The sequence below is a fragment of the Pseudomonas sp. H1_F01 genome (assembly GCF_054681425.1).
The window spans coordinates 1,088,309-1,106,010 of the sequence record NZ_CP162823.1; the positions used below are offsets into that span (position 1 = coordinate 1,088,309).

Annotated in this window: 14 protein-coding genes; 10 read left to right on the top strand and 4 right to left on the bottom strand. The window is 58.6% G+C overall.

Annotation, left to right across the window (positions count from 1 at the left end):
• Positions 1-53: 53 nt before the first annotated feature.
• From AB4O09_RS05000 to AB4O09_RS05030, 7 genes are all read left to right on the top strand, one after another.
• Complete coding sequence (locus AB4O09_RS05000) at positions 54-3,296, top strand: glycosyltransferase (RefSeq protein ID WP_177429533.1); 3,243 nt, start codon at positions 54-56, stop codon at positions 3,294-3,296.
• A 54-nt stretch (positions 3,297-3,350) separates the two neighbouring features.
• Complete coding sequence (locus AB4O09_RS05005) at positions 3,351-4,388, top strand: acyltransferase (RefSeq protein ID WP_080587883.1); 1,038 nt, start codon at positions 3,351-3,353, stop codon at positions 4,386-4,388.
• Between the two features lie 10 nt (positions 4,389-4,398).
• The gene (locus AB4O09_RS05010; RefSeq protein ID WP_146002242.1) at positions 4,399-5,370 is read left to right on the top strand and encodes a glycoside hydrolase family protein; all 972 of its coding nucleotides are present in this window, start codon (positions 4,399-4,401) and stop codon (positions 5,368-5,370) included.
• A 19-nt stretch (positions 5,371-5,389) separates the two neighbouring features.
• A complete protein-coding gene (locus AB4O09_RS05015) occupies positions 5,390-6,601 on the top strand; it encodes a glycosyltransferase (protein ID WP_038859224.1) in 1,212 nt (403 codons plus the stop codon).
• Positions 6,602-6,664: 63 nt separating this feature from the next.
• Complete coding sequence (gene asnB / locus AB4O09_RS05020; RefSeq protein ID WP_038859223.1) at positions 6,665-8,584, top strand: asparagine synthase (glutamine-hydrolyzing); 1,920 nt, start codon at positions 6,665-6,667, stop codon at positions 8,582-8,584.
• On the top strand, positions 8,574-9,815 hold the full coding sequence (locus tag AB4O09_RS05025) for a glycosyltransferase (protein WP_177429532.1): 1,242 nt from the start codon (positions 8,574-8,576) through the stop codon (positions 9,813-9,815). The genes asnB and AB4O09_RS05025 overlap by 11 nt, the downstream gene beginning before the upstream one ends.
• The gene (locus tag AB4O09_RS05030; protein WP_038859221.1) at positions 9,812-11,038 is read left to right on the top strand and encodes a glycosyltransferase family 4 protein; all 1,227 of its coding nucleotides are present in this window, start codon (positions 9,812-9,814) and stop codon (positions 11,036-11,038) included. Before AB4O09_RS05025 ends, AB4O09_RS05030 begins: the two co-directional genes overlap by 4 nt.
• A 35-nt stretch (positions 11,039-11,073) precedes the next feature.
• Here AB4O09_RS05030 and AB4O09_RS05035 read toward each other — a convergent pair whose 3' ends face one another.
• Together AB4O09_RS05035 and AB4O09_RS05040 are read right to left on the bottom strand one after the other, a co-directional pair.
• Positions 11,074-12,321 (bottom strand): TIGR03862 family flavoprotein, encoded by a 1,248-nt coding sequence (locus tag AB4O09_RS05035; RefSeq protein ID WP_460107988.1) that lies wholly within the window; start codon positions 12,319-12,321, stop codon positions 11,074-11,076.
• Positions 12,322-12,597: 276 nt separating this feature from the next.
• On the bottom strand, positions 12,598-13,518 hold the full coding sequence (locus AB4O09_RS05040) for a histone deacetylase family protein (RefSeq protein WP_003205826.1): 921 nt from the start codon (positions 13,516-13,518) through the stop codon (positions 12,598-12,600).
• Between the two features lie 73 nt (positions 13,519-13,591).
• On the opposite strand from AB4O09_RS05040, the gene AB4O09_RS05045 reads away from it, so the two are divergent.
• From AB4O09_RS05045 to AB4O09_RS05055, 3 genes are all read left to right on the top strand, one after another.
• Positions 13,592-14,161 carry a GNAT family N-acetyltransferase gene (locus AB4O09_RS05045; protein ID WP_003205825.1) on the top strand — a complete coding sequence of 190 codons (570 nt, stop codon included), beginning with the start codon at positions 13,592-13,594 and terminating at the stop codon, positions 14,159-14,161.
• 104 nt (positions 14,162-14,265) lie between these two features.
• The gene (tesB, locus tag AB4O09_RS05050; RefSeq protein ID WP_003205823.1) at positions 14,266-15,135 is read left to right on the top strand and encodes an acyl-CoA thioesterase II; all 870 of its coding nucleotides are present in this window, start codon (positions 14,266-14,268) and stop codon (positions 15,133-15,135) included.
• Positions 15,132-15,725 carry an HAD family hydrolase gene (locus tag AB4O09_RS05055; protein WP_013694256.1) on the top strand — a complete coding sequence of 198 codons (594 nt, stop codon included), beginning with the start codon at positions 15,132-15,134 and terminating at the stop codon, positions 15,723-15,725. Before tesB ends, AB4O09_RS05055 begins: the two co-directional genes overlap by 4 nt.
• 142 nt (positions 15,726-15,867) lie before the next feature.
• On the opposite strand, the gene AB4O09_RS05060 is transcribed toward AB4O09_RS05055, so the two are convergent.
• Both AB4O09_RS05060 and ypfJ read right to left on the bottom strand, forming a co-directional pair.
• On the bottom strand, positions 15,868-16,815 hold the full coding sequence (locus tag AB4O09_RS05060; protein WP_013694255.1) for an alpha/beta hydrolase: 948 nt from the start codon (positions 16,813-16,815) through the stop codon (positions 15,868-15,870).
• Positions 16,816-17,700 (bottom strand): KPN_02809 family neutral zinc metallopeptidase, encoded by an 885-nt coding sequence (gene ypfJ / locus AB4O09_RS05065; RefSeq protein ID WP_003205817.1) that lies wholly within the window; start codon positions 17,698-17,700, stop codon positions 16,816-16,818. It lies immediately after the preceding gene.
• Positions 17,701-17,702: the final 2 nt, after the last annotated feature.

The following is a 17,702-nucleotide window of genomic DNA, read 5'->3' on the forward strand; positions in this document are numbered from 1 at the left end:
ATTTTGCCCAGGATGACTTGTGGAGCCGCAGCGCCGTTTCCGAACAAGTGGCCGTGGCCGAGGATCTGATCGAGCTGATTCCCGGCTCGGTGAACACTATTCTCGACGCCGGTTGTGGCAACGGCACGGTCACCAACCGCCTGACGCCGCGCTGGGACGTGGTGGGCTGTGATATCAGCGAAGCAGCGGTCAAGCGTGTGCAGGCGCCTGCCCTGGTGGCCGACTTGTGTGCGATTCCATTTGGTGATCGGAGTTTTGATCTGACGCTTTCCAGCGATGTGATCGAGCACTTGCCTGATTCCATCTACGCGCAGGCCCTGGCCGAGATCGCACGGGTATCGTCGCGTTATATTCTGGTGGCGGTCCCTTATCGCGAGCTGCTCAAGGCGGCTGAAATCACCTGCCCGGACTGTGGCTTGCATTATCACGCCCACTTGCATCAGCGTTCCTATACGGTGGAGGATGCGGTATCGCTGTTCGCCCCGACTTTCTCAGCGATCGACGTCCGGTTTTCCGGTGAGTCATGGACTTTTGAAGATCCCAATATAGTCGAGGCGTCACGGGTATTGTCGGGCCTGGATTACCCGTTCGAGGATGGTGTCTGTCCCAACTGTTCCAGTCGCCGCGGTGTTGTCGAGCGGCCGAGCTCTGCGTTGATGGTGCAGCGACGTTTTGAAGCCTTGCAAGCGATGCAGTCCGCCGAAGGCCTGCGCAGAATGCCCGATACCAGCGAGATCCTGGTGTTGTTCGAGCGTGGCGCGGCGACGATGGCGAACTGGACGTCTCCAGTTGACGCTACGCTTTTCAATGAACCGACACTTGCGCTGTCCGGCCTGGCGCTACGAGATAATCCGTTCAACTATCCACGTGGCGCCTACCGCATCCAGGGCGACGCCGATTACGGTATTGTCGCGATTCCCCGGCGTCCGCAGTCGGTGCAGGTCGAAGTCGGTACGCTGGAGGCACTTGAGGTCTACGATCATGTCCGTGGGCGCTACGTCAATTGTCCCCAGGGCAACGAGGCGGGCGTCTACCGTGTGACATCGGTACCTTTTGGTCCCCATGGTTGCATCCTGCGTATGCTTCATCCCAGCGATGATTTGCTTTGGCGGATGACCTTTGAAACCGCCGACCAAAATACAATCACGGCCTGTTGTCTGGGCGATGATCCGACCATTGCGCAGATGCGCGATGAGTCAAGCAGGTTTTTGGCGTTGACTGAACAACTTGAGATCACACGTTCAGCCCTTGAGAACAAACTTCAGGAAAAAGAGCGGGCGTTACTCGAACAGACGCAGGCGATGGCTAAGGTCAACACCCTGGCGAACGAACTGGAGGGTAAGCGCGCCGAGTTGGAGGACCGTTATACCCAACTGAGCGAAAGAGCCTCGAACCAGGAAGTGCTGCTCAGTACCCATGAATCTCGTGTCGAGGAGCTGTCGAGGGAAAACGAACAGCTCTCCTCCAGGCTCGCGAACTTTCAGGCGGAACTCGACAATGCCGAGCAGCAAGAGGCGGCTTGTCGACTTCAGATTGGCGAACTCACGCTCAAGCTTGAGCAAGTGAGCAGCCTTGCCAATGCTCTCGAAGTTCGCCGGGACGCGCTCGAACAAGAGCTTCAGTCCCGCGATCAGCAATTGAAGAGCCTGCAGGATCTGTACGACGCAGCGCTGTTTCAGAAAGAGCATTGGATCGAAAAAACCATTGATTTCGAACATAAGCAGCACGAGCTGACTTTGACGATTGAAGCGCTTGAGTCGGAAGTCAATCAGGCACAGATCGTCATGCTCGAATACCAGAACGCTGTCGAGCGGATCGACGTTCTGGAATTGGAAAAAACTACCTTGGGCCTGGAGTTGGAAAGTCTGAACATGGAAGTTTCGGCGCGTTCTCACGAGTTGGCGGAAAAACAACGGGTGGCACAGCACCTGAATGATTTGTCCGAGCGCCTGGAAAGCCAACGGGAAATGCTGGAAGCCAAGGTGAAGAACCTGGGGTTGACCATCAACAGCCTGGCGGAGGAAAAAACCGAGTACCAGATGCTGGTCGATGCACTGCATATCCGCCTGGGACAGGGGCTGCACGGGGAAGCGAAGCAACCACGCAAGGTGTTGGTTCTTTCGCATATGTACCCGCGCGAATACAACATGGTCGGCGGCATTTTCGTCCATGAGCAGGTCAAGGCTCTGAGGGCCCAGGGCATTGATGCTCGGGTGGTCAGTGGCGAGCCTTTCTGGATCAACACGATCAACCCCAAGGCCATCAAGCGTGCGCTGGATATCTACCGGGCGCAGAAGGTCTGTGAATGGGAAGAGCATGAAGGTGTCCCGCTGATCTGTTTCCCTTACATTGTCAGTTCGCTGCTGCCTTTCCAGGCCCATGCCACCACTTACACCCATGGCTTGATGCGTTATGCCGAATGGTTGCGAGCCGACTTCGAGTTCGAGTTGATCCATGCCCACACCGCCTATACCGATGGCACCGCAGGTCGTCGCCTGGCCAGCAAGCTGAACATACCGCTGGTCATTACCGAGCATACCGGGCCGTTCACCACATTGACCCGTACTCGGTACTTGCGCCGCATGACGCAAAAGGCTTTGAACGCGGCCGATAAGGTGATCGCCGTCAGCTCGGCATTGCTCTGGGATATTCGCCAGCAGGTCAAGCTCAAGGCGGGTGTGGACACGCAGGTCATCGCCAATCTGGTCGATACCGAGTTGTTCAATGAACAGGCGACGCAGCGTGGCGAGCTGATCCATTTGTTGTGGGTTGGCCACTTCGTTCCAGTCAAGCGGGTGCCCGTATTGCTCGAGGCGTTTGCCGCTGCGTTCCAACAGGAGCCGCGCCTGCGGCTGCGCCTGGCTGGCAGCGGTGAGGGCCTTGAGGATGCCCAGGCGCTGGTGCAGAGTCTTGGCATCGCGCAGGTTGTCGAGTTTTCCGGGCGCGCCAGTCGTACGCAACTGGTCGACTACTACCGTGAATGCGATTTCCTGGTGATCTCCAGTGAAAGCGAGACATTTGGCGTGGTGGCGATTGAAGCCATGAGCTGTGGTCGACCAGTGCTCACCACCCGCTGCGGCGGTCCGGCCGAGATCGTTTCGCATCCGCAATTAGGTCATGTCGTGGGCATGAGTGCGCAGGAGTTGACTCAGGGAATGTTGGCCATGGCCCAACAGCGTGGAGCCTTCAACAGTAAGGTCATTCGTAAAGTGACCGAACTGAAATTTTCGAGCGCCAGCATCGCCCAGGAAATCGCGAATGTGTACTCGACTTCGATAGACAACCGCAGGCGTTAGGGCATCTATCAACATGGCTGGTCTACGATATTTCCACAGGGATGCTCTTGTTCAATGAGTCAAGTAATAGCAGGTTCATCAGCGCGGCCGCATGATTCAAGCCTGGATTTCGTGCGTGTGGTCGCCTGTCTGGCTGTGGTGCTGTTGCATGTTTCAGCACGGCCGATTTACATGCAGGGTGAGTTGAGTGCGTGGGCCTGGTTCCTGGGTGATGCTGTCAGCTCGCTGACTCACTGGTGTGTACCGGTGTTTGTGATGCTCAGCGCGGTGTTGATCTTGGGCAACAGTAAGACCACTTACTCCAATATCCTGAAGTCGCGTGTGCCCCGCATGTTGGCAGTGCTGTTCATTTCCTCGGTGATTTATGCCTTGTGGATGAAGTATTTTCAGCATTCCTTTAGTTGGGCAGCTTTCCTGAAAGCCATCGTCCAGGGACAGCCTTACTACCATCTGCACTTCTTCTATCTGATCATCGGGCTGTACCTGATAGCCCCGCCGTTGTCGCAGGCCGTGGTCAACATGCAAGAAAAGGATCTGCGCAATGCGGTCATCGCCGCCAGCATCCTGACCATGGTGACATTCTCCTGGAGTACATTTTCCAGGACCTATACACCCAATGGTGGCAGCTTCTCCTGGTCGTACATCAGTTATTTCCTGCTGGGTTATTACCTGTACAAGTTCCGGCCGAACCTGCCCTACGCAATGATTACCTTGGTGGGGTACCTGTGCACGGTCTTCGGCACCTTCGCGCTGGCGTATGGTTTCGGCAGTGCCTACACCTGGAAGTTGTACTTCTTTAGCTACTTCAGTCCCACGGTATTCGCCATGTCGATCGGCGTATGGGGTTTGAGTTTGCAGGTTGCGAACAAGGTCAGGATTCCTGCGTTGAAAACCCTGGCACCGCTTACGCTGCTGGTCTATATCCTGCACCCGATCTTCATGGAACTGTTCCGTTCGCAGTACAGCAAGGTCTCTGTTTCATTGATGAGACCGCTGATAGAAGTGCCATTGACGTTCGTGCTGACAACCCTTTGCGCCTTTGCGGCGGCCTGGTTGCTGTACAGAATTTCTTTTATTCGTCGTTTATTTTAAGGATATGCAAGTGGGAAACTCTAAGGGTCGTGTCATCATGCTTGCCTCGGTCGCTGTCGTGGCGGTAGCCGGGTTGGGGTATGCATGGAAAAACAATTTGCTGTCCAGCGGGGTCTTTGATTGGGGCAGTGAGCCGGTTATTCGTATCCAGCCGGCATCGGAAGACTCGCTGCATGTCGAATACCCTTCGGTCTTCAAGGTGGGTGACGCCAACGCCATGCTGTATTCGGGATACGGTGACGACCGGCGTTGGAGGATCAAGCTGGCCACCGCGCAAGACGATACCGATTACATCAAGCAGGGCAATATTTTCGACGAGAAAACGTTGCCGTTCAAAGGTGCCTATGCGTTCCCGTTCGTCAGGAAGAGTCAGGTAAACGGCGCTACTGCCTATGAACTGTACTTTTCCGTGACCGAAGACGGTGCGTCCACCTATTCGGCGATCTATCGTTCCACCAGCAACAATGGCCTGCGCTGGGACGCCCCCAAGAAGCTTTTGAGCGACAGTGCCCTTGACCCGGTCGTGCTGAAGCACAATGGCCGCGACACGATCCTCTACACCTCCACCGACAATGGCAACAACCTGATCAAGTCGGCCGAGCTGAAAGCCGATGGGAGTGTGGGACCGAGCAATGTGGTGCTGAGTCCTGAAGGTGGGATCTACACCCTGGGTGTTGTCCACATCAGTGACAAACCAGTGCTCTTCGTGGAGACCCAGCGCAGTTGGGACGCCTATTGCTTCAATACCTCGGATAATCTGGTGCCGGCGAGCCGTGAGCCGGTTTTGTTGTTCAAGGAAATTACCGAGAAGAAGTGGGACGGCTTGAAGTACGGCATGTATTTCTTTGAGGAAGCCAGCACGCCTACGATCTATTACAACGGTATTGAAGGTCACGGTGTCGAGCAGGGCGGGCAGATTGGCGTTGCAAACTACGATCTTGACAGCCTGACTAGCAAGTTGGACTTGTCCCAATGTCAGTAAATCAGGGTTGGGACGGCGTATGAACATTTTGATGACAACCGCTGATCACCTGATGATTGATCGGCGAATCCTGCAGGAAGCTCAGACACTGGTTGAGCAAGGTCACCAAGTGACGTTGTTGGCGGGTTTTGAATGTCCACAGCGTGAATCCTATGTGCACAACGGCATAAAAATCGAACGGTTCATGTTTGATTGGGGCGACTCGAGGTTCTCCGGCCTGGCACGTCGCTATAACTTGGCGCCAGGTTCTAAGACGTATAACCGTGCCTGGCGACTGTTTCGGGCCTGGGCCAATCGTGTAGCGCGCTTGAACAGTTTCGAACAGTTCATTCTCGATCGAATGACGGAATATCAAGTCGATGTGCTGCATGTACATGACTTTCCAATGCTGGCCCCGGCCGTCGAGCTGGCAAAAATTCGCAATGTACCGCTGATCTACGATGCCCATGAGCTGTATTATGCCCAAGTGCAGCTGCCTGAAGCGACCCAGAAGAAGTACAAGAAAAAAGAATCGCGGCTGATCAAACAGGTCGATGCGGCGATTACGGTAAACCCTTATATCGCTAAGTTGATGGCGGAGCGTTATTCCGTTCCGGCGCCGTATGTGATCATGAACGCCGCGCCCAAGGTGCCGCTGGCTTCAACGTCGTTGCTGCGCGAGCGCTTTGGTCTGGGCCCCGACGCCAACATCCTGCTGTATCAAGGCTGGATCTCCGATAACCGGGGCATCGAACGTATCGTAGAGGCTGCGGCCAGCTTTGACGCAGGCACGTATCTGGTCCTGGTGGGCTATGGCGCGTTCGAGGACACGTTGAAAGCGCTGGTGGCTGAGCGAAACCTAGGGCAACGGGTGTTTTTCTATGGCGGTGTGCCCTCCGATGACTTGCATGAGCTTACTTGCGACGCGGATCTGGGAATCATTCCGTACCATGGTGTCGACGAGAATAATTACTTCTGCAGTCCCAATAAGTTGTTCGAATTTGCGGTCGCCGAACTGCCGCTCATCAGTAATGACTTGCCGTTCCTGCACGATATCGTAGGTACTTACGGTAATGGCTTGTTGGCGGACCTCAATTCCGCCGCATCCATCGCTGTCGCCGTCAATCAATTATTCAGCGACACGGTGAAGTTGGCTTCACTCAAAGCCGGTGCGAAGCAAGCCCGTGATGCGATCAATTGGGATGTGGAAGGCGAAAAGTTGTTGAATATTTATCAACGCGTCACTGGCTGATTTCCATTGAGGAAGTTCAAGTGACGTGTCAGTTATTGCTTATTTAGGGCAGGATGGTTTTTTATGTGTGGGATTGCAGGGATCGTAGCGGTGTCAGGAGCTCCGGCATTGATGCAGGGCTCCGTCATGAAAATGATGGACGCTATTCGTCACCGTGGCCCCGATGGTGAGGGGATCTGGCTTGACCCTGCACGGCCTGTGGCGCTGGGGCACCGGCGCCTGGCAATTATTGATCCGGAACATGGTAAACAGCCAATGACTACCGAGGATGGTCGCTACACGATCGTTTTCAACGGTGCCATCTACAACTACTTGGAGTTGCGCCGCGAACTCATCGGGCGTGGTCATCCGTTGCACCACTACTCGGATACTGAAGTATTGCTGTATGCCTTCCGGGAATGGGGCGAACGCTGTGTCGATCGCCTGGTGGGCATGTTTGCCTTTGCCATCTGGGACCGTGTCGAACAGCGTCTTTTCTGTGCCAGAGACCGAATCGGCATCAAGCCGTTCTATTATCATTTCGATGGCCAAAAGCTCCATTTTGCCTCTGAGATCAAAGCGCTTTTTGCGGATGGCACTCTCAAAGCCGAATCGAACTCGGACGGTCTGCAGGACTACCTGACTTTTCAGTTCTGCCTCAATGAGAAGACCTTGTTCAAAGGCGTTCAGAAGCTTGAGCCTGGTTATCACCTCAGCGCCTGGTACGAGGGAAGCCAACTCAAGATCAAGACCTACCAGTACTGGGACCTGCAATACGATATCGATGAGCGTCACGATGAGCGTTATTTCGTCGATACCCTGGCTGCTCTGATAGAGGACTCGGTGCGCATGCACTTGCGTTCAGATGTTCCACTGGGGGCACACTTGTCCGGCGGCCTGGATTCCAGCGCTGTCGTTTGCCTGGCCTCCCGGATGTTGGGTGGAGAAAAACTCAAGACATTCACTGGAGCCTTCCACGAGGGGCCGCAGTTCGACGAGACCGGGCATGCCAAGGTTGTGTCTGAATTTGCCGGTACCGACTATAACGAGATCTACATCCCCGGTAATGAACTGGCCGATCTGCTGCCCAAGCTGATGCACTTCATGGACGAGCCACTCGCCGGTCCCGGCTTGATTCCGCAGTATTACGTCTCGCGCCTGGCCGGTGAGCAGGTCAAGGTCGTACTGGGGGGGCAGGGCGGTGACGAACTGTTCGTAGGTTATGCCCGCTACATGGCGGCCTATTTGGAGAAATGCCTGTCCGGGGCGATCAACGAAACAGCCAGTCAAAGTCGCTACGCGGTTTCACTGGGGTCGATCATCCCCAACCTGTCGCTGCTCAAGACCTACCAGCCAATGTTGCAGGGGCTATGGCGCGAAGGCTTGTTCGCTCCGACCGACCAGCGCTATTTCCGGTTGATCGACCGTAGCGAAGGCATGTCCCATCTGTTCAACCCAGACGCATTCGACAAGGGTTATTCGCCATTTGAGTCCTACCAGAAAATTTTTAATCGAGAAGGTCTGCACTCGCTAGTCAATCAAATGACCTACTTCGATCTCAAAGGCTCCTTGCCAGCGTTGCTCCACGTGGAAGATCGCACGAGCATGGCCGCCTCCATCGAGTCGCGGGTGCCGTTGCTGGATCACCGTATCGTTGAGTTCATGGCGACCATCCCACCGAACATCAAGTTCGCCGGCGGACGCATGAAGCATTTGTTCAAGGAGTCTGTACGCAGTGCAGTGCCGCAGAGCATCTTCGAGCGCAAGGACAAGATGGGCTTCCCTACACCGCTGACGCAATGGACCAAGGGTGTTGCCCGCGATTTCGTCCGTGACACGCTGTTGTCCGAGCGAGCCCGTGCGCGTGGGCTGTACAACGTGCAATCGGTGGAAAAGGCATTGAACAGCGAAAGCGAGTTCGGTCGTGTGGTGTGGGGGCTGCTGTGCCTGGAGCTTTGGCATCGAGACTTCATCGATGGAGACATGCATTCGGGTGGCCTCTGAAATCATGCAAGATGCCCCGCGGGTTCTGATGCTCTGTAACGACAGGCAGATCGACCGGAGGATTCTTCTCCAGGCCGACAGCCTGGAGGAGGATGGCTGGGACGTCACGATCCTGGCCATGCCGGCCCATGAGTATGCAAATGCCGATGACCGGCGTGTTCGGCGCATTGGCTCCCAGACGGTATCGCTCGCGCGCCAGGAAAATCGCGTGCTCGAGGTCTACAGCGTCATGCGTCGGCATCTTCCGATGAACGGCCGCTTGATGCGGGCAATGAAGTCTCTTGCCTGGCGGTTTCTTGTCGACCACGAGCGTTTCTATCTCAATCTGTTCCTGGCTGATGGACGTCAGCAAAAAGCGGATGTGGTCGTAGCCCACGATTTACCAATGCTTGCAGTGGGATGCAGGTTGGCCGAGGAGTTCGGGGCTCGCTTGGTGTACGACAGTCACGAGCTCTACAGCGAGCAGGAGTTTTCTCGTGGGCAGCGTGCCAGTTGGGCCCAGGTGGAACGCCGGCATATTCACGCCTGCGACCGTGTCATCACCGTCAACCCTTCCATCGCTCGTGAACTCGAAGCGCGTTATGGGGTAGCTGACGTGGCCGTTATTCACAACGCCGAACGAATCCAGCTACAAAGAGAGCGTTCCTGGTACTTGCACGAACATTTTGGCATCCCACGCGAGCATCGCGTATTGCTGTTCCAGGGAGGTTTCTCCGCCGGACGAAACTTGGTTGAGCTGGTGGAGGCCATGGCGCTACTGCCTCACGCCGGGATTCATCTGGTACTGCTTGGCGATGGTCAGCTCGCAGGGCCCTTGGCACGCCTGGTCGAACGCAAGGGGATGGCGTCCCGGGTGCACTTGCACCCGGCGGTTGCCCAGGCTCGCCTGCTTGAGGTGACAGCCGCGGCGGACGCTGGCGTGATTCCTTACCAGGCGATCTGTCTGAACAATTACTACTGCACGCCGAACAAATTATTCGAGTTTATCGCCGCAGGACTGCCTATCCTGGCCAGCGATCTACCTGAATTGCGTCGTCTGGTGGAGGAAAATGGGATCGGTTGCGTCGGTGATCTTGCAACGCCCAAAGCGATAGCCAATATGATCGAAGCCTTTTTTTCCGACGGGCAACGACTTCAACGCTGGCGCGAACAACTTGCGGTCGTTCGCTTGGAACTCAGTTGGCAGCAGGAAGGCGAGCGGCTTAAGCAAATTTACAAGGCGTTCAAATGAAAGTGGCGGTTGTTTATCAGTACTATCAGGGGCACTCGTCTCCGGGGCACTCACTGGTGTTCGAACTCACCCAGCACCTGGCGGCCGAGGGCCACAGTGTGACGGTTGTTTCCGGGCAAACCGGCTACATGCAGCGCGACCAGCCCGTACGTCCCTGGTATAGACGCTTGATTTTCAAGGAAAGCGAGGGGCTGGTTAAGATCATTCGTACCTATACCTACAGCGAGTTGCATCGCAGTTACCTGGGGCGGTTGCTCAGCTTTCTCTCGTTTTCCCTGACTGCGCCCATTGGCCTGCTGAGGGCCGAAAGACCGGATGTGGTGCTGGCATCGTCCCCGCCCATCTTTCCAATGCTTCCCGTGTGGGTGATCTGCAAGTTGCGCGGTATTCCCCTGGTGTTCGAGGTCCGCGATCTCTGGCCCGAGTCCGCTGTACAGATGGGTATCCTGCGAAATCGAGCCTTGATCTCAATCATGACCTGGATGGAGCGGCTGCTCTATGACAGGGCGAAACACATCGTCACATTGACCCAGGGTATCCACGATGACATCCAGGCACGTGGTTGGCCTGCGAACAAGTTGCATGTCATTACCTGCGGTATCGACACCCGGATGCTATACCCGGATGCCGAGGCCGGGGAGCAGGTTCGCCGCAATTTCGGCTGGCAAGGGCGCAATATAATCTTGTACTTCGGTGCCATGGGCGAAGCCAACAATCTGGATGTGATCATTGAGGCGGCTGTGCATTGCCAGGACGAAAATACCCTGTTCCTGTTGATAGGCGACGGCATGAAGCGTTCCTACCTCGAGCAGCGGATTGCAGAGCTGGAGATCAATAACGTACAGCTGTTGGCGCCTGTGTCCAAATATCAAGCCCGGGGTTTCATCAACGCCGCGGACTTGTGCCTCGTCACGTTGAAGGATATCCCGCTGTTCAAAGGCGCTATTCCAACGAAGCTGCTCGATTACATGGCCTGTGGTCGACCAGTGTTATGCGGCGTAGAAGGGGAGGCCGCCGACATCGTCAAGGCGGCGCAGGCGGGGGCCGTTTTCCAACCCAACAGCAGCCAGCAACTTTCCGTCATCATTGCCGAGTTGATGGGTAATGAACCTCTGCGAAGTGAAATGGGCCGGAACGGAGCGCGGTATGTACAAAACAATTTCGATGCGGCGCAAAGTCGGGCGGCGATGACTGCGTTACTTGAGACGGTTTCTGTCGGCTAGGCCTGCTGTCTTGAGTCTGCGAGCCTGGCCACCTGTCAAGTCGACGGGTTATTGCTCAGCCAGTCCAGCGCCCCTAATCCTGCATGGAAGCCGGTAGCAAAGCACGCGGTGAGGAGATACCCGCCAGTGGGTGCCTCCCAGTCAATCATCTCGCCGGCGACAAAAACACCCGGGAGGGATTTGAGCATCAAGCGTTCGTCGAGGTTGCTGAACGCCACGCCACCGGCGCTGCTGATGGCTTCGTCCAAGGGGCGGGTCTTCACCAGGGTGAGTGGCAGGGTCTTGATCGCCTGGGCCAGCCGCGCTGGGTCAGTGAAGCACTCGGCCGGTGTGAGCTCGCGCAATAGCGCGGCCTTGACGCCGTCGATCCCCAACTGGCTGTGCAAGTGCTTGGCCATCGAGCGGGAGCCGCGTGGCTTGCTCAGGGCTTGCTGGATCTTATCCACAGGCCGGCCCGGCAGCAGGTCCAGATGGATCGTCGCGCTGCCGTGTTGGTTGATAGCTTCGCGAATCGCTGCCGACAGGGCGTAGATCAGACTGCCTTCGATGCCGGTGGTGGTGATCACACATTCGCCGAGGCGCGGTACATCGTCGTTCAGGCCGATGGCGATGTTCTTCAGCGGGGCGCCAGCGAATTTGCTGATCATCAGGTCGCTCCAGGCCTCTACCTCGAACCCGCAGTTGCTCGGTTGCAATGGCGCCAGGGTCACACCGCGTTGTTCCAGCGGCAGCATCCAGGCGCCGTCGGAGCCCAGGCGCGACCAACTGCCGCCGCCCAGGGCCAGCAGTGTCGCGTCGGGGCGTAGCGTTTTCTCACCTTCCGGACTCGCTATGCGCATGCTGCCATCGGGGTTCCAGCCGAGCCAGCGGTGGCGCGTGTGGATCGCCACGCCGGCATCGCGCAGGCGCTTGAGCCAGGCGCGCAGCAGTGGCGCGGCTTTCATGTCGGTAGGAAATACCCGCCCGGAGCTGCCGACAAAAGTGTCGATGCCCAGCCCGTGAATCCATTCGCACAATTGCTCGGCGCCGAATGCCCGCAGCAGCGGGGCAATGTTCGGCGCACGTTCGCCGTAGCGGGAAAGGAAGGCCGGGAAGGCTTCGGAGTGGGTGATGTTCATGCCGCCCACGCCGGCCAGCAGGAATTTGCGGCCCACCGAGGGCATGCCGTCGTACAGGTCGACTTGAAGGCCCGCCTGGCTTAGCACCTCGGCCGCCATCAGACCGGCGGGGCCGCCGCCGATGATGGCGACGTTTGGGGCGGAAGGCTTGGCGGTCGAGGTCATGATTTGAACTGGGGGCTGGGGTAGGCGGGGCATTCTACCAGCACAATTCTTTGTGGGAGCGAGCTTGCTCGCGATAGCGGTGTGTCAGTGACATTCATGTAGCTGACCCTCCGCTATCGCGAGCAAGCTCGCTCCCACAGGGGGTGGGTGGTGCTTTCAAAGAGGTGATCAAAAAACAGCCAAGCCTCTGTACGCTACAGGCAGCATAGCCTGTAGGTCGTTTCGCTCAGGTTATCCACAGGCCGCTCCACAGGCATTGTGGGTAAAGCCCAGGTTTCAGTGACAACCTGATGACGTCCAGACCCTTTGTGCGCTGTGGTGCAGGATTCCGTGGCGGCGGGCCAGGGCCTGGCGGTCCTTGCTGTAGCCGCCACCGATCACGCCGACCACCGGGATATCGCGCCCCAGGCAATGGCGCATGACGCTCTCGTCCCGGGCGGCGAGGCCTTCGTCGGTCAGTTTCAGGTAGCCGAGGGCGTCATCCTTGTGTACGTCGACGCCGGCGTCATACAACACCAGGTCCGGCTGATAGAGCGGCAGCAAGTAGTTGAGCGCATCGTCCACCACCTTCAGATAAGCCGCGTCTTCCATGCCCATCGGGAGGGGGATGTCCCAGTCGCTTTGCGCCTTGCGTGCAGGAAAATTCTTTTCGCAGTGCAAGGAAACTGTCACGGCGTCCGGGGTGTCATGGAGTATTCGGGCGGTGCCGTCGCCCTGGTGCACATCACAGTCGAAAATCAGCACCCGCGAGACTCGGCCGCTGGCCAGGAAATAGCGGCTGATCACCGCCAGGTCATTGAAGATGCAGAACCCGGCCGGGTGGTCGTAGTGGGCGTGATGGGTGCCGCCGGCCAGGTGGCAGGCCAGCCCATGCTCAAGGGCTTGTTCGGCGGCCAGGAGCGAGCCGCCCACGGCGCGCACCGTTCGGCGGGCCAGGGCTTCGCTCCAGGGCAGGCCAAGTCGCCGTTGGTCCTCACGGGACAACTCGCCGCCCATGTAGCGTTCGATATACGCACGGTCGTGGGCCAGGGCGAGGATGTCCGGCGGACACAGCGACGGGCGCAACAGGTCGGCGTCGCGGGTCAGCCCGCTGTCCACCAGGTGATCGCGCAACAGGCGAAACTTGTCCATGGGGAAACGGTGTTCCGCCGGGAAGTCAGGGCTGTAGTCTTCGTGATAGATAAGCGGCAGCGACATGGTGTTTTCAGTAGTGATTGAGTGACGGATCCTACCAGCGATGTAGACTCTGGGGCATGGAAGGGGAGTGAAAATGGAGCCGATACTGGAACTGGAAAGCGCGCGGCTGCTATTGCGGCAGTGGCACGATGATGACTTGCCGGAATTTGCCGCCATGTGCGCAGACCCGCAGGTGATGCGTTATTTCCCGGCGCGCCTGAGCCGCCTGGAAAGCGCTGCCCTGATCGGTCGCGTGCGGGGGCATTTCGCCGAGCATGGTTTTGGTTTGTGGGCCCTGGAACGCAAGGACACTGGCGCCTTCATTGGCTTTACCGGGCTGGGTGTGGTCGGGTTCGATGCGCCTTTCACACCGGCTATCGAGATCGGTTGGCGCCTGGCCCGGGAACACTGGGGCCTGGGGTATGCCAGCGAAGCGGCCTGGACCGCCCTGCGTTGTGCTTTCGACCAGTTGACGCTGGACGAAGTGGTGGCGTTCACCGCCGTCGACAACCTGCCATCGCAAAAGGTCATGCAGGCCATTGGCATGCAGCACGACCCGGCTGACGATTTCGAACACCCGACACTCGCCGTCGGTCATCCATTGCGTCACCATGTGCTCTATCGCATCAATCGTGAGCAGTGGTTGCAGACCCTGCACGGTTAGCCGACACGGACGTTTACAATGCCCGCCAAAATGGCCCGGGCCACTATCGATCCGCCGCCGCAGCATAGACTGCGCGGTTTTTGCGCTGTGTGAGGAAAGTCTGAATGAGCCACGTGTTGGAAGATCTGGTCGACCTGCTGACCCTGGAACCGATCGAAGAGAACCTGTTTCGCGGGCGTAGCCAGGACCTGGGATTTCGCCAGTTGTTCGGCGGCCAGGTCCTGGGCCAGTCGTTGTCGGCGGCCAGCCAGACCGTGGAAGAGGCGCGCCATGTGCATTCGATGCACGGTTACTTCCTGCGTCCGGGCGACGCCGCGCTGCCGGTGGTCTACCAGGTGGACCGGGTACGCGACGGTGGCAGCTTCAGTACTCGCCGGGTGACGGCGATCCAGAAGGGCAACCCGATTTTCACTTGCAGTGCGTCATTCCAGTACGACGAAGAGGGCTTTGAGCACCAGAGCAGCATGCCGCAAGTCGTCGGGCCGGAGAATCTGCCGTCCGAGCTGGAACTGACCCAGCAACGTGCGCACCTGCTGCCTGAGCACATGCGCGAAAAACTGCTGTGCCCCAAGCCGATCGAGGTGCGCCCGGTCACCGAAAAAGACCCTTACAACCCGCAGCCGGCCGATCCGGTCAAATACGTATGGTTCCGCGCCGATGGCGCCCTGGCGGATTCGCCGGCCCTGCACAAATACCTGCTGGCCTACGCGTCGGACTTCGGCCTGTTGACCACTTCGTTGCTGCCCCACGGCAAATCGGTCTGGCACAAAGACATGCAGGTCGCCAGCCTCGACCACGCCTTGTGGTTCCATGCCGACCTGCGCGCCGATGACTGGTTGCTCTACGCCATGGACAGCCCGTGGGCCGGAAATTCCCGCGGGTTTTCCCGTGGCAGCGTGTTCAACCGCGCCGGGCAACTGGTGGCCTCGGTGACCCAGGAAGGCTTGATCCGCCATCGCAAGGACTGGGCATGAGCCTGGCCGAGGTTCGTCACTGGGTATTCGACATGGACGGCACGCTGACGATTGCCGTGCATGACTTCGCGGCGATCCGCGTGGCCCTGGCGATTCCGGCCGAAGACGACATCCTCACCCACCTGGCGGCGTTGCCGGCTGATGAAGCTGCGGCCAAGCATGCCTGGCTGCTGGAGCATGAACGGGACCTGGCGCTGGGCTCCAGGCCCGCGCCGGGGGCGGTTGAACTGGTGCGAGAGCTGGCCGGGCGCGGTTATCGCCTGGGCATCCTCACCCGCAACGCCCGCGAGCTGGCCCACGTCACCCTCGAAGCCATCGGCCTGGCGGACTGCTTCGCCGTGGAGGATGTACTGGGCCGCGACGAAGCACCGCCCAAACCCCACCCCGGTGGCCTGTTGAAGCTGGCCGAGGCCTGGAACGTGGCGCCCGAGACGATGGTGATGGTGGGCGATTACCGCTTTGACCTGGACTGCGGGCGCGCGGCGGGTGCACGGACGGTGCTGGTGAACCTGCCGGACAACCCGTGGCCGGAGCTGACGGATTGGCATGCGCGCGATTGTGGGGAGTTGCGGCGGATGCTGTTGGCTTGAGCGCTGGGTTGACTGATCGATCGCTATCGCGAGCAAGCTCGCTCCCACAGTGAATTTGTGTCGAGCACAGATTTTGTAATCGACAGAGAACCCCTGTGGGAGCGAGCTTGCTCGCGATAGTCCCTGTCATTCGCTACAAAACTCACTGACCAAACAACACCTTCAGCCCCTCGGGCGAAGTCAACATCCCATCCCCGTTATGCCCCACCCCGGGCACTTCGATCAGCCGCTGGTTCAACCCCTCGGGGTGACGCCGGGTCAGGTAGTCAAAAAAGAAATGCCCGCGCAGTAACCGATACGGCCCCTGGGTTTGTGCTTCGCAGCCTTTATCCAGCGCCGGATGTTCCGGGTCGGTGTCTTGTTGTCCGAGCAAATAGACGATGTCGCGCTTGGCGTAGTTATCTTCCAGTTGCGCGGGTGTTTGCCCCGCCGCGTAGGCTGGCAAGTTCTGCAGGCCGTACTTCCAATGATTGAAGCCAGGGCAACTGGCCGGGTCGAAAGCCATGGGCCGTTGCGCATCGAAGTAGGCATAGGACGACGGGTTGGCGATGACAAAGCGTGGGTTGATCCGGTACTGGCCGTGGGCGAGCAGGGCATAGCGCTGCACGACCTGGGCGCCGCCGGAATGGCCGGCGATGACGATCTCTTTCACTTCGGGAAACTGTTGCCGGTCACTGACTCGCGCAACGATGTCGTCGAGTACCTGGTAGGAACTGACCGGGTTCGGCCCTGTGGATAAACCACCGGCCATCCAGTCGTTGCCTTGCCAGCGCAGGATGTCATTGGGCAATTGATGGCGCGCCACGTCCTGTTCATTGAGGAACTGCGGGGCGATGATCAGGGTGGTACCCAGTTGCCCCGCCTGCCCGGCAGCCTTTTCGGCGCTGTGCAGGTAGGTGTCGGCATTGCGCAGCCGACCGTGGAGGATGATCAGCACGCGCTGGATGGACGCCGGCGGTGGGCTTACGCCGACGGCCAGGGCACCACCCTTGAACTGCAGTCGCCCTTGGGCGACCACGTTGACGCCGTGTTCCTCGGCCTGGGCAACGGCGCAGCACAGCACCAGCCCGATCAACGCCCCCCACTTCATCTACAGGGTTTTCGCCGCGAACGTGTCGCACTGGCTGACCTGGCCCTGGGCGAACCCGGTCTTGAACCAGCGCACTCGCTGCGCCGAAGTACCGTGGGTGAACGAGTCCGGCACCACGCGGCCCTGGCCTTGTTGCTGCAAGCGGTCATCGCCGATGGCATTGGCGGCATTCAAGGCCTCTTCGATGTCTCCCGGCTCCAGCCAGTTCAGGCGTTTTTGCGCATGGTTGGCCCACACACCCGCCAGGCAATCGGCCTGCAACTCCTGGCGTACCAACAAGCCGCCATCGCCCTCCATCTGCCGCCCTTGCTGGCGTGCTTCCTGGATTTTCGCCGACACGCCGAGCAGCGTCTGCACATGGTGTCCGACTTCGTGGGCAATGACGTAGGCCTGGGCGAAGTCTCCGGCGGCGGCGAAGCGTTGGGACATTTCCTTGAAGAAACTCATGTCCAGATAGACTTGCCGGTCTGCCGGGCAATAGAACGGACCGGTCGCCGACGAGGCAAGGCCGCAGGCCGAGTTGACCCGGCCGCTGAACAACACCAGTTTCGGTTGCTGGTATTGGCGTCCGGCCTGTTGGAAAACCTGGCCCCAGGTGTCTTCGGTATCGCCAAGGATCGAGCGCACGAACTCGGCCTGTTCATCGTTGGCCGGTGGCGCCTGGCGGGTCTGTGAAGAGGTGGGTGCGGATTGATCCATCTGCCCGGCCAGTTGGCCGAGAATCTGCATCGGGTCCTGGCCGGTGATCCAGCCGATGCCGACGATCAGGAGGACGGCCGTCAGGCTCAAGCCCTTGCCGCCGCCGAAACGCATCCCGCCACCGCCCCCACCGTCACCGCGAGCGTCCACCACGTTGTCACTGCGGCGACCTTTTTTCCATAACATGT